The sequence below is a fragment of the Pseudomonas lini genome, from assembly GCF_030812475.1.
GTDB classification, from domain to species: Bacteria; Pseudomonadota; Gammaproteobacteria; order Pseudomonadales; family Pseudomonadaceae; genus Aquipseudomonas; species Aquipseudomonas lini_A.
On record NZ_JAUSSR010000009.1, the window covers coordinates 103,470 to 115,822 of the forward strand.

Genomic DNA, 12,353 nt, shown 5'->3' on the forward strand with positions numbered 1-12,353 from the left:
AAAAATGAACTAACCGAGCATCTGCTCGCTGAGCAAAACGACGGCGATGATGATCATGGCCGCTCCGGAGAAACGGCTGACGAATCGGGCCGCTGCGGGACGCGCTTGCAGTACGACCTGAGAGCCAAATCCGACCAGCAGATAGATCACGCCGCAACTAACGGTGTGGATGAGCCCCAGCGCAATCATCTGCATTGGCACAGACCAGGCAGCGGCAGCGTCGGTGAATTGAGGCAATAGTGCCAGGAACAGCAGAAACACCTTCGGATTCAGCCCGCTTACGCAAAGGCCCTTGATCGCCCAACGCTTCCATGAGCCCGATGCCTGAATGTCATCTGCGTGGGGTGTAGCAGGGCAGGCAAGCATGTTGATGCCCAACCACAGTAAATAACCCGCACCAGTAACGGTAAGTACCGACAAGGCAACTGGGTGGTTCGCCACCAGCGTGCCGACACCACCTGCAACAATCACCGTTGCGAGCAAGTGACCGGACAACAGCCCGCCAACGGCGGGTATGACTACCCGTCCCCTCAACCCCGCCGAAATCGCGTATGCCCAATCAGCACCTGGGGTGATGACGAACAAAATCGACACCGCCCAGAAGGCCACGAAAATACTTAAGGTCATGGCGCTACCCATTCCCGCAGATAACACACCGCGCTTTGCATCGTCCCGCTCCAACAATAATTTGTGTGAGGAAGAATAAGTAAAACTTGTTAGAATTTGTTTTCAAAAATGGTCATGAAACCATTCAAGAGTGGGAGATTCTTCTAAATGGACAGGATTGATCGCAAGATTCTTTCTGAGTTGCAAAAAGATGGTCGCCTGTCGGTCACCGAGCTTGCCGAACGCGTGGGGCTGAGCCTTTCCCCTTGCCACCGGCGCGTGCGGGCACTGGAAGAGTCGGGTGTGTTGCTTGGCTACAGAGCACAACTGGACCCGAGTGCATTGGGTCTCAACTTCTCCGCCATGGTATTTGCCACGCTGCGTGAGGGAGACAGGCAGGCTGTCGAAGCGTTTGAGACGGCACTCATCGATATCCCGCAAGTGGTCGATGCCCAGCGGTTGTTTGGCGAGCCGGACTACCTGCTGCATGTCATCACCCAGGATCTACCGGCCTTTCAGCAGCTCTACGATGAGAGCCTTTCGACATTGCCCAATGTTCAACGATTGACCTCAACGCTTGTTATGAAGCGTGTCGTGCAGGATCGACCTCTGCCGCTGTAGTGTGAAATGCGGGAGTAGAAAACCTACGAGCTTGATCTGCTGAAGGTCCGTTTTTGGCTGTGGATGCAACCGGTCGACGCAACACAACTAAATTCTGTGAAAGCAGCCTGAGCTTGCCGTCAACGGTTGAATTACAGCAGTAATTTTGAGGAAATCACCCAACGGGATTGTTTGGATATTTTTACCGGCGGAGGAATCAAGTCACATGCACCTTTTGACTCGAAGACGAAGTCACTCCGGCGCCATCAGCACTGCGAGTGTCATATTGATAAACGCTTCGTTCCTACTGATTGCTTCTAAGGCCGCGAACCGTTGGGATTCATCTGTTCATCAATAAGTGCTCGGGTCTGGTTGCGTGCCTTGCGGATGTCCGCCAGGGATTTGCGCGGCCAAGACGCCGCAGGCGTACTTTTTGTTCTGCTCGCCCCACCGATAGCGAGAAAAAGCTGACCGACACACCGTCCTTACGGGCTGAAATTCGACCGGCGAGATTGCCATCCTCCCTGAGTATCCGGCCGGCATCATTAACGGTCAGCGACTCGAGTTCTTTGATGGTGATTTTGGCCATAAAATGGGTTCCCCCTACTTTTCCCCCCACAAAAACGTCGGCTCTTGATGGACGTTCCTGGACTCTCGTAGAGCAAAATGCCGCTGGAACTCAAGTAAATACTAGCTTGGAAAAATCCAGAGTAAAATTTTGGAAGCTTTCAAGAAGTATGAAAAAGGAGATGGGGTGCTAGGGGTCGAGTGTTCGAATCACTCCGTCCCGACCATATAATTCAAGGGGTTGCGAGATTTTATCTCGCGACCCCTTTTTGTTTTTGGTCGTTTTTACCCCTGCAAAACGGCTGGCTTTCGGTGGAATCCTCACCTCTTGGGGAGGAGATGGGCGCAAGATTTCGGTGTGCCAATGCCCCCCCAGGAAGTTGGCGATGGAGGGCATGGATGGACCTAGTTGGCGGCACACATCACCCTCCTACTTTGTTTGCGGCAACAGAGCCGACGTTACTCAGCTGTTGAAAACTACACCGGCCACCAAGCTCACGTTTTCCGTGATCGGTGTTCAGCCTGGAATTCGCCGCTTGGCGATCAATGCTCACCTTAGTGATCTGATGGTGTTCTGTATCAGTTACGCGAGACAGGGAGGGGCAGCGAAGGTTTACTGGCTGGTCAACGAACCAGAGAATTGATTCCACGAAGCTGCTTAGGAGTAACCTGGCTGCTTCTTGTATTTCGCCATCGTGGATGACCTAGATTTGCCTAGCGTTAGCGAAGTTAGCTTGCGATGGTGACGCCACGTACTTGGCGCATAAAGCGCATTACGTGCTCCGAGAGCGGTTGGCAAAATGCTGTATTCGTATTCCCTTTGGGTGATCATGGATCGTTTTATTGAGAGCAACGCGCTTGCTGAGCTCTACAGTGTTGCCGCGATCAGAGTTGATTGTGATGCGGGGTGTCGGACACAGCCCAACCTTTGAGCAACCGGCCATCGTTCTGCCGAAACTCTTGCCCGTTTCTACCTCATCCAAATTCAATAATCTCGATGAGCTTGAAGCCGGGTTGAGGGAGTACACACACCTCTGCAATCATTCGAGTATCAGACTGAAGCTAGGTAGCCTGAGCCCTGTTGAATACAGGGCTCAGGCCGGTAGGGGATAGAAAAGCGTCCAATTTTTCGGGGGCAGATCAAATCTACGTGGATACTGTCGCGCTGCGTGTTTAGATAAGAAATATATGTTGGTCGGACGGTCCCCCTAAATGACGGGAGAGGGACGTTGCATGACCTTCAGGTGCCGCTCCCTACAGCACGTCAGACTACGTCGTGAAATCTGGGCAAAACGTACTCGGCGATCTCTTCAACCACCTCCGCAACGGGGCGTTCGCTGTGACGTAGATGCAGGCCAACATGCTGCACACCTGACTCACGCAACGCCTCTAGCTCCTCAATGAGCGCCATTCGCCCGCCGCGTCCACCGAAACGCAGCGGTTTCATTGGCGAATGCGGATTGGCTTCAAGGTCCAGATGCAGAAAGGTGATATAGGGTTTGTCAGCCCCCACCTCACGCCAGAGCCCTACACGCCGACGATGTTCCTGCGGCGTTCCAGGGTAGGCGAGCCATCCATCCATGTGCTCTCCAATCCAGGTCGGTGATTGTTGGCCAAGTCCGGCAACCAGCAGGGGAAAGGGCTCTTCACGCTGCGGTAATAGTTGGGCTCCCTCCGGCAGATGTCCAATGCCTTGGCTTTTCAGCAGTTCGACGGTGCTGCGAAAAAGCGCTCCCCGTTGGTCGTAGTCGACACCGAACAGCGGGTACTCCATCGGTCGATCGCCACTGGCCACCCCCAATAGCAGGCGGCCCTCGCTCAGTTCGTCGATGCTATTGGCAGCCTTGAGGGTCAACCACGGTTGTCGTAGCGGCAACACTACCGCGGCAGTGCCGAGCATGATGTTTTGGGTGATGCCGGCCAGATAACCCAAGTAGGAAAAGATCTCAAAAACCTGTGCAGCATCTCCAAAATTTGGGTCATAGACCGGCACATCCCGAACCCACAGGGCTCGAAAACCACTGTTGTCCGCCAATCGGGCCAGTTGGGCATGTTGCTTCAGATCGGGGACGCCAAAAGGGCGCTTTTCCAACATGCGCAAGCGTTGGCCGGCAGTGGACCAATCATTGTCCAGCGGTAATTCCAGTCCGATGGAGAAGTTGTTAGGGCCGAGCAAACGTTGAAAATGTGAGTTCATCAGGTCTCCTGCGCCTTGCATGATGCAGGGCGACTCCATGGGTGAATACCGACAGTATCTGCGGCTCCATCCCGGAGAAAAATGCATCAGACAGCACAATAGTCTTGATTAAAATGCACGATTAGAAAGCTTTCCTGTCTGGAGGAGGAAGGGGCAATCGCTGCGAGTCTCGCTTCCCGTTCAAAACTCAAAAAAATGCCGCTAATTGAGCGGCGTTATGTTTGTGCGTGATTTGTGGTAATGACTGTCCGGCCGACTAGTCGTGGTTCGTTCACTTCATTTGTTCCCCTATTTCCCAAGTGGAGGAGCTTCAGGCCTACGCCTTCACGTTGCGTAAGCGGCGGCCTAAAGACAATCCCAGCGGCAATGTACTGTCGGTGAAAAAAGTGAGAGTTTGTGAATCGATCAGTCTTTCGCTTGGCTCTGGGACTTGAGTCGATCGAGTATCACCTTACCCACATCCAGCGCTGAACCAGGGTTTTGACCGGTCACCAGTTCGCGATCGATGACGATATGGCTGGTCCACGGTGAAGTGTTGCTACTGTATACGCCGCCGGCTTGTTCCAGTGCCGTTTGCGGATAGAACTTCATCGCACCGCCATTCAACAAGCCCTTGGCCAGTTCCTCTTCCTGATTGCTGATGACCGTGAATTTGTATCCTGCATAAGTCCAGCCATGTGTTGGGGCTTTGCCGTCGACTTCGAGTTTCCGAGTGAAGGCTGTTGGGTCGGACAGAGTCGACAGTAGCGCAATCGGGCCATGGCAAACGAGGGCGGTTGTCTTGCCGTTGTTATGGAAGTTGTTCAGCAACTTCCCCAATGCGGCGCTATGCAGCAGATCCTCCATAGGTGCATGGCCACCAGGTACATAGACAGCATCGAAGTTCTCGTAGCCGATCTGTTCGACCCGCGACAGGCTAATGACCGGTGACTCACCCGGCGAAGTGATCTTGAGGTGCTCTAGCAGCGCCTTGTACTCCTGCAGTGCCGCAACGTCATCGTTGAAATACATCTTGTCGGCGGACGATTTGTCCAAAGTCGGCGCCTTGCCTGTAGGCGTCGCAAAGGTCACCGAGTGCCCGGCATCGAGCATCAGTTTTACCGGTTGCATCAATTCGTTCAGGTAAAAGCCGGTTGCAAAGACTTTCTTGTCCTTGAGCTCAAGATGGTCTGAATCAGACAGCACGACCAGGACGTTACTGGCCTGTGCGTTGAAGGCTGAGGTGCAAATGGTCATTGCAAGGGCGAGTCGAGTGATAGGGCGCATGGGATTTCCGAGCAGTAGAGAGTGAATTCGATCAGTAGGTGTCTGATCCCGATACGACTATATTCATGCCTCCATGGGCGATAAACTTGCGTAAAGTAAAATCACTTGTTCTTTGGAGGTAAAGGTGAGCCGGCGATTCGATTATCTCGCAGACGTAGAAGTCTTCATCACTGTGGTGGAGAAGGGCTCCCTAAGCGCTGGGGCCGTTCTTCTGGCGACTACCCCGTCAGTGGTCAGCCGTGCGATCTCACGTCTGGAAACACGCCTGGGTGTTCAGTTGTTAAGGCGCACAACTCGACGCCTGAGCCTGACCGAGGCGGGACTGCTTTATCTCGAACAGTCCCGCGCAGCGTTCTCGCTAATCGATGATGCAGAGCGGACGATCCAAGGGCAGGAAGGCGCGTTGACTGGCCGTGTACGGCTTAGTGTGCCGACGACTTACGGCCATTACCGGTTGCCTGTAGTGCTCTGCCGCTTTGCTCGGCAGTACCCGCAGGTGCGCATTGAGTTGAGCATCAGCAATCGAAATGTGGATCTGGTGGCCGAAGGGTATGACTTGGCCATTCGCCTTGGGCCATTACCTGACAGTGGCCTGATTGGACGCAAACTTGAGGACGCTCGTTTGTGCGTGGTTGCCGCGCCGGATTATCTCCGGCGTGCAGGTACGCCGCACAGCGTCGACGAACTGCCAGCGCATGCCTGCCTGCCATTTGTGATGCCCAGCAGCGGTCGGGTCGGCCCCTGGCTGTTCTGTGAGCAGGGTATTGATCGGGAGTGGATACCTGAGGCGAGTGTTCAAGTGTCCGATGACGTGCTGGGCACTGTGTCTTTGGCCGAGCACGGTATGGGGATTTGTCAGACCTACGATTTTATTGTTCGGGAGCGGATTGAAAGCGGACGCCTGGTGCCGCTGCTCGAACAGTCGGGTGGACGGTCCCGACCGTTCTCGGTGATTTTCCCGCCTCATCGCCAGCTATCGGCTGCGTCCCGGGCGCTGATCGACTTCCTGATTCGCGGGGTGGCAGATCAAGCCCACATGCCACTCAACGAGCGTCAAGCGATCGAGTAGGTTGGGTAATCGGTATATCCCTTGGCGCCGCCACCATAACTCAGCGCGCGGTCTGGTTTTAAGAGCGGCCAGTCGTTGTGCAAGCGTTCAACCAGGTCGGGGTTGGCGATAAAGGGTTCACCGAATGCGGCGAGGTCAATCAACCCGTTGCGCAGGAATTTCTCGGCACGCTCTTTGGTCATGCCCCCGGCGAGAACCAATGTTCCTTGGTAGTGGCTGCGAAATTTTTTCAGGAAGTCGTTTGGAATCGGCGAGCTGCCACGAGACAGTTGATCCATGAAATGGACGTAGGCCAATCCACGCTGAGAAAGCTGATCGGCGACATACAGGTAGGTTTCTTCGACGTCCTCGTAAAGCCCCATGTCGAACAGGCCGCCAAACGGTGACAGGCGTATGGCTGTGCGTTGCGCACCAATTCGATCAATGACGCTATCAACCACTTCCAGCAAAAAGCGCGCGCGGTTTTCGAGGGTATCGCTGCGGTACTCGTCCGACCGGTCATTGACCAACGGATTGAGGAACTGCTCGATCAGGTAGCCGTTCGCTCCATGCAGTTCAATGCCATCGAAGCCGGCATCAATCGCATTGGCGGCTGCCTGGGCAAAGTCACGAATGACCTCTTTGACTTCGTGTGTGCCGAGGGCACGGGGGGTGGAGACATCGACTGGCCCGGGCTCACCATTTTCAGTCATGCCCCAGGCCTGGGAGTTGCGGGCAATCCGAGAGGTCGAGCTGACCGGTGCGATACCGTCCGGCTGAATGCTGACATGGGAAACACGTCCGACATGCCATAGCTGCGTAAAGATAACGCCACCGGCATCGTGGACAGCCTGAGTTACTTTGCGCCAGCCATTGATCTGTGGCGTGGTGTAGATGCCGGGGATGGCCAGAAAGCCTTCAGCCGAGCGTGAAATCGGAGTGCCTTCGGTAATGATCAGTCCGGCGCTGGCCCGTTGGCTGTAGTAAAGCGCGGTCAGTTCGTTGGCGACGCCATCGGGGTTGCGAGCCCGGGTCATCGGTGCCATTGCGATGCGATTACGTAGCGTCAGCACGCCAGCCTGGCAGGGGTCGAATAATGTGCTCATAGAAACCTGTCCTCATTTGATGATGCTCAAGAGCGTAGGCGCCGGGTAGCTCGCTGATAACCTGGCAACGCTGAACATGTTCTGTGAGGGCGTTTCACAACTGCGCCGGATGCCGATGAGTGCATCGAGGCGTTGGAGAGGGCTATATATGTGAATTTTATTCATAAGATAAGTGAACGTTACCCCATTATTTATGTGCTTTTTAGTGAAGCGCCTGTGATATTTTTTCACTAATAATTCAGAGAGAGAATGACGTGGATAACAGAGCGGGTGAGATGTCGGTCTTCGTGCGGGTTGTCGATGCCGGTAGCTTTTCGCAAGCCGCGCGCCAGATGCTGATGACGCCTTCAACGGTCAGCAAATTGATTGTTCGCCTGGAGTTGCGTCTGGGCGTTCGCTTGCTGGAGCGCTCGACACGCAAGCTGTCGTTGACGGATGAAGGACGCATCTACTATGAACGCAGTAACGCTTTGCTGGCAGAGCTCGACGACGTTGAAAGAGTGTTGGCCCAAGGCGCACAAAAAGCACGCGGAACTGTGCGCATCAATGCCTCGGTTGCGTTTGGCACAATGGCGATCGAACCCAATTTGCCGGCCTTCTGGGAAGCCCACCCGAACATCCAGATCAACCTGTCCTTGAGTGATGACATCGTTGACATGTACCTGGATCGAACAGACGTTGCCTTCCGTGTTGGCGTGTTGACTGATTCGACTTTACGTGCGAGGAGTATCGGTATTGCTCGGCGCAAGATCGTTGCTTCTCCGGATTACCTGGAAAAGTACGGAGTGCCCGAAACCCTGGAAGACCTCGCCGAACACAATTGTTTGAGCTTCAATTTCCGCCGCTCCAGTCCGGTCTGGCCCATGAATCAGAGCGGCCGTATCGTTGATCGGATCGTCCAGGGCAACCTGCAAGCCAACAATGGTGAGACGGTCCGGCGCATGGCCATCGCCGGTGTCGGGATCGCCCGATTGGCGGATTTTCACATTGATGAAGACCTGGCCACGGGGCGCCTGGTCGAGGTGCTCGCGCAAAGCGGTCATGATTGCGAGGAAGTCCATGCGCTGTATCAGGGTGGGCAACATGTGCCCCAGCGTATCCGGACGTTCCTCGACTTTATGGTGCCGCGTCTTCAAGCCTTTATGGACCGCGGGTGAAACCGCCGCCTTCGTCAGTCGCTGGATTCAATGACGGCTTTTAGGCGCTCTAGGCCTTTGCGATAGAGGGCCTCGAAATGCGAGGTGACCTGCGCTTCATCGGCACCCTGGACCACAAAGGTGCTCGACCAGGACGCCAGCGTTCCGCCTTTGCCATCGGCTTGCGCTGACATCGTGCCGACATAGTCGATGACCGGCGAGGGCCCTTCAAGTAGGGCATAGCTGTAGTGTTTGTCATCTTCGTCAAACGTAAGCAAACGCTCGACAATGATCGCCCCGTCAGCGGTTTTCAGATGGCGCAGACGTCCTCCGTCACTGAGGGTGCTGCTGGCGATAACATCGAGCCAGCGGGGCAGCCAGTCAAAGCCGCCGAGAAGCGACCAGACCTGTTCGATGGGACGTTCAATGGCAATCCAGACGTGGACTTCACTCATGTTTTCACCTGTAGCGGAGGGGGGGGGCAAGGGATGACTGATGCGACCAGCCATAAATTGGCGGCACTGATCAGCAGGAAAATCAGCCAGGCCATGACAGCGACCGGGCGTGAAATAGCGAACTCGCCCATCAGCGTTTTATCGCGGGTGAAACGAATCAACGGATAGACCGCAAACGGCAGTTGTATCGATAGCACCACCTGGGAAAACACCAACAGATCGCCCACTGCGCGATCCCCCAGCCAGAGGATAGCGCTCAGCGTCGGCACAATGGCCAGCAGGCGGGTGACGACGCGCTGCTTCCACAATGAAACCTTCAGCTTCAGGAAACCTTCGAGCACCACTTGACCGGCGAGGGTCCCGGTCAGCGTCGCGCTTTGGCCGGACGCGAGCAGTGCCAGGGCAAACAGTACGGCGGCGAGGGCTCCCCCCGTCAGGGGCGCCAGTAGTTGATGGGCTTGCTCGATGCTGCCAACCTCGGCGTGCCCGCTGTCATGGAACACGGCGGCGGCCACCAACAGAATGGCAACCTGTACGGCGGCGGCGATCGAAAGCGCGCGGGTCGTGTCGTTGGAACCCCGGCGCAGCGATTGTCTGACCTGCTGACCGTCATTGATGCGGGTGGGGGACCGAGCCAGTGATGAATGCAGGTAGAGGTTGTGCGGCATAATGGTGGCGCCGATGATGCCCACTGCAACGAACAGGGCTCCTGGCTGAGCCAGCGTGTCCAGAGAAGGCACAAACCCCTGGACCATGGCCATTGTATCGAGCGTGATCAAGGCCAGTTCAACAGCAAAGCACAGGACAATGGTCGCCACCAGTACCAGGACGATCTTCTGCACCCGGCCATTTGCAGCCCCCTTCAGGCCGAGGATGACCAAGGTGCTGACCGCGGTCAGTAAAATGCCGACGGCCAGTGGCAGGTTAAACAGTAATTTGAACGCCAGCGCGGCACCCAAGACCTCGGCAATATCGGTGGCAATGATGGCAATCTCCGCCATTGCCCAATGCGCGAATGTGGCTGGCTTGCCGTAGTGAAGTCGACAGGTCTGGGCCAGGTCCTGTCCTGTGACAACGCCCAACCGTAAGGCCAGCGTCTGCAACAACATGGCCGCCAGACTCGACAACACCACCATGAACAGCAGGCTGTAACCGAACTGCGCACCCGCTGCGATGCCGGTCGCCCAGTTGCCGGGGTCCATGTAACCCACCGCGATCAACAGACCGGGGCCCATCAACAGCGACAGGCGCTGCGGCGTGGGCGAAGGTCGAGTGGCGGGCACGCTGGGGCATTCCGATAACAAGGTCTGTGTCGTCATCGATCAGTGCATCCTTTGCGGTCGGGAAAGCCGGGGCAGACGCGCGAGCGCCAAGGTATGAATGAACAGCAGAAGACCGGCAACCGAGAGGACTGCCGATGTTTTCCCGCTCACATAATGGGCTGACAGCAAGCACACCAGCGCCGCCATTTGGGTCAACAGACGATGGGCCAGGTAGGTCCGTGAGGCTCTCGATCCGTCGAACAGGCGACCGGGCCAACAGTCTGGCCTGGCACGCGAGAACGTTATGGCCGCGATGGCCACCATGACGTAGATCCAGACACCGATCCCGACACCGCTTTCGGTCAGCGCCAAGGCGATGGCGCTGACCGTCATCAGCAACAGTGCAATAGCCACTGGCGCAACACAGCTATTGCTCATCGTGTTTCGCTCAACCCCATCGGTGCGTCCACCCGCAAACGCAACACGTGAAAGGGTGGCTGGCTGTCGTCTTCACCAGCATTGAGCAGCGGATGGCGGTGCAATTGGTTGGCCGTGATGTAGAGCCATTTACCCTGGGCATCAAGTTCAACACCATCCGGCCAGCCGAGCAGACGGTCATCCTGGGCGAGAATGCGGTAGCCGGCCGGCGACGCCAGCCCGATCGCGTTGTTGGCGATATCGGTCACATAGACGTTGCCCTGGGCGTCGACATCAAAACCGTCGCAATGCGGCTTCTCGCACCAGTACTCCACCGCCTCGCTCAGCAGCGCTGTGCTTGCGGGTTGCGCGAGGATTTCAGTGGCGATGCGGTAGACCTTGCGCGCAGACATCGAACCGAAATACACCCAGCGGCCCAACGGGTCGATTGCGATGGGGTTGAGACCATATTGGTAAGGGATGACCTCGCCTTCGGGTGTGCGCAACGACAGTGGTTTACCCGCAACCATCAACGGCACATCGCCAGGCATCAGTCCTGGATAGCACTCCAACGATCGCCACGAAAGCCCGGTTTGCAGGTCGACCACGACGATGGCGGGATAGTCGCTGACGCCTGTAGGGTTCATCGTCATGTCGGCGATGTAAATGCGCTGGCGTCGCCAGTCGATGACAAAGTCCTGGGTGAAGGAACTGGGGCGCAGGACGTTCTGTGGCAACACGATCAGGCGGTGCAGACTTTGCTCTTTGTCATTCCAGGCGATGAGCCGGGGCTGTTGCTGCGCATTGCCCATGTCGAGTATCCAGACGATACCCTCGGGGTCGGTACGGATGCCTATCACGGCGGACATACCGCGTCCATCGGCGCCAGGTTTGCCGGCCCAGGCCTCATTGGGATAGGCCGAATGCGCGCCGTCCTCCGACACTGCGCGCACCGAGATATCCGGTGCGATGATGGCGGATACCGACACCAGCACTCGTCCGTCAGGCATCACCGTAGGATTGCCCGGACGTTCGACCGGGAAGGTCGCAAAAATCTCCAGAGGCTTGCTGTTCATGGCTTGGCCTGCACGAACGATTCAGCGGTGCCGCTGGAAGGATCGACAAAAATGATGTCGCTTGGATCGCGCCGCGGGGTGTCGACCGACACCATGAACAGCGGATGTTCGAGGATCTTCGGCATGCCGTGAATGGTGAACTTCTTGAAGAACAACATTTCGCCTGGGCCCACCTCGAACTCTTCACGGTCACCCATGAAAAAGGTCGCACGCCCTGACAGCACAATCAGGTATTCGTCACAGGTGGCGTGGTAGTGCGCAGGGGTCGGGTGATAAACCCGAAAGACGCGGGCGCTGGCTTCGTCTTCATCGGTCAGTCGGGTGTCGACCAAGAGCGTTTCGGCAGTTTCGGGGAACGTTTTGACGATCTCGTCGAGATTGAAAGAGGCGTGGGGGGCGGCCTCGACCAGTTTTTTTCGGGTGCTTGCTTCGGTCATCTTGAAACCCTCGTTCAGGCGTCGTTGGAAGGACGCTGCGATGTTGTTTGTGGGTTTAGGATAAGCACTGCATGGAAGGCAGGGAATGCCGTGGCCGGGCACAAGATTTGAGAATCCAAATAACAATTCGCCCCGCCGGCGTGCCCGTCGGGATGTGGTGCTTTTGCGAATTCAATTCCA

At 56.3% G+C, this 12,353-nt stretch carries 12 protein-coding genes and 2 pseudogenes; 4 read left to right on the top strand and 10 right to left on the bottom strand.

Annotated elements, in window-relative coordinates:
• Positions 1 to 9: 9 nt before the first annotated feature.
• Positions 10 to 627 carry a LysE family translocator gene (locus J2W17_RS18320; RefSeq protein ID WP_087693308.1) on the bottom strand — a complete coding sequence of 206 codons (618 nt, stop codon included), beginning with the start codon at positions 625 to 627 and terminating at the stop codon, positions 10 to 12.
• Between the two features lie 147 nt (positions 628 to 774).
• On the opposite strand from J2W17_RS18320, the gene J2W17_RS18325 reads away from it, so the two are divergent.
• Complete coding sequence (locus J2W17_RS18325; protein ID WP_087693310.1) at positions 775 to 1,227, top strand: Lrp/AsnC family transcriptional regulator; 453 nt, start codon at positions 775 to 777, stop codon at positions 1,225 to 1,227.
• Positions 1,228 to 1,538: 311 nt separating this feature from the next.
• On the opposite strand, the pseudogene J2W17_RS18330 reads toward J2W17_RS18325, so the two are convergent.
• Positions 1,539 to 1,795: pseudogene (locus J2W17_RS18330) on the bottom strand (Arm DNA-binding domain-containing protein); the annotation flags it as partial.
• Between the two features lie 956 nt (positions 1,796 to 2,751).
• Here J2W17_RS18330 and J2W17_RS18335 point away from each other — a divergent pair.
• Positions 2,752 to 2,886 (top strand): annotated as a pseudogene (locus tag J2W17_RS18335) (IS3 family transposase); the annotation flags it as partial.
• A 151-nt stretch (positions 2,887 to 3,037) separates the two neighbouring features.
• Here J2W17_RS18335 and J2W17_RS18340 read toward each other — a convergent pair.
• Together J2W17_RS18340 and J2W17_RS18345 are read right to left on the bottom strand one after the other, a co-directional pair.
• On the bottom strand, positions 3,038 to 3,970 hold the full coding sequence (locus J2W17_RS18340; RefSeq protein ID WP_307337687.1) for a TIGR03571 family LLM class oxidoreductase: 933 nt from the start codon (positions 3,968 to 3,970) through the stop codon (positions 3,038 to 3,040).
• Between the two features lie 405 nt (positions 3,971 to 4,375).
• A complete protein-coding gene (locus tag J2W17_RS18345) occupies positions 4,376 to 5,236 on the bottom strand; it encodes a type 1 glutamine amidotransferase domain-containing protein (RefSeq protein WP_307337071.1) in 861 nt (286 codons plus the stop codon).
• Between the two features lie 124 nt (positions 5,237 to 5,360).
• Here J2W17_RS18345 and J2W17_RS18350 point away from each other — a divergent pair, with 124 nt between their 5' ends.
• Entirely contained in the window at positions 5,361 to 6,305 is a 945-nt protein-coding gene (locus J2W17_RS18350) for a LysR family transcriptional regulator (RefSeq protein ID WP_307337074.1), read from the top strand.
• On the opposite strand, the gene J2W17_RS18355 is transcribed toward J2W17_RS18350, so the two are convergent.
• Positions 6,290 to 7,390, bottom strand: coding sequence for an alkene reductase (locus J2W17_RS18355; RefSeq protein WP_307337077.1), 1,101 nt, complete (start codon positions 7,388 to 7,390; stop codon positions 6,290 to 6,292). The genes J2W17_RS18350 and J2W17_RS18355 overlap by 16 nt on opposite strands.
• Before the next feature lie 254 nt (positions 7,391 to 7,644).
• Between J2W17_RS18355 and J2W17_RS18360 the strand changes: the two genes are divergently transcribed.
• Positions 7,645 to 8,547 (top strand): LysR family transcriptional regulator, encoded by a 903-nt coding sequence (locus J2W17_RS18360; protein ID WP_307337080.1) that lies wholly within the window; start codon positions 7,645 to 7,647, stop codon positions 8,545 to 8,547.
• A gap of 14 nt (positions 8,548 to 8,561) precedes the next feature.
• On the opposite strand, the gene J2W17_RS18365 is transcribed toward J2W17_RS18360, so the two are convergent.
• The 5 genes from J2W17_RS18365 to J2W17_RS18385 are packed head-to-tail and all read right to left on the bottom strand — an operon-like array spanning position 8,562 to position 12,173.
• Complete coding sequence (locus J2W17_RS18365) at positions 8,562 to 8,981, bottom strand: SRPBCC family protein (RefSeq protein WP_307337083.1); 420 nt, start codon at positions 8,979 to 8,981, stop codon at positions 8,562 to 8,564.
• Positions 8,978 to 10,300, bottom strand: coding sequence for an Nramp family divalent metal transporter (locus tag J2W17_RS18370; RefSeq protein ID WP_307337086.1), 1,323 nt, complete (start codon positions 10,298 to 10,300; stop codon positions 8,978 to 8,980). The genes J2W17_RS18365 and J2W17_RS18370 overlap by 4 nt, the downstream gene beginning before the upstream one ends.
• 3 nt (positions 10,301 to 10,303) lie before the next feature.
• The gene (locus tag J2W17_RS18375; protein ID WP_307337088.1) at positions 10,304 to 10,681 is read right to left on the bottom strand and encodes a hypothetical protein; all 378 of its coding nucleotides are present in this window, start codon (positions 10,679 to 10,681) and stop codon (positions 10,304 to 10,306) included.
• Entirely contained in the window at positions 10,678 to 11,736 is a 1,059-nt protein-coding gene (locus tag J2W17_RS18380) for an L-dopachrome tautomerase-related protein (RefSeq protein ID WP_307337091.1), read from the bottom strand. The genes J2W17_RS18375 and J2W17_RS18380 overlap by 4 nt, the downstream gene beginning before the upstream one ends.
• A complete protein-coding gene (locus tag J2W17_RS18385; RefSeq protein WP_008024140.1) occupies positions 11,733 to 12,173 on the bottom strand; it encodes a cupin domain-containing protein in 441 nt (146 codons plus the stop codon). Before J2W17_RS18385 ends, J2W17_RS18380 begins: the two co-directional genes overlap by 4 nt.
• Between the last annotated feature and the right edge of the window lie 180 nt (positions 12,174 to 12,353).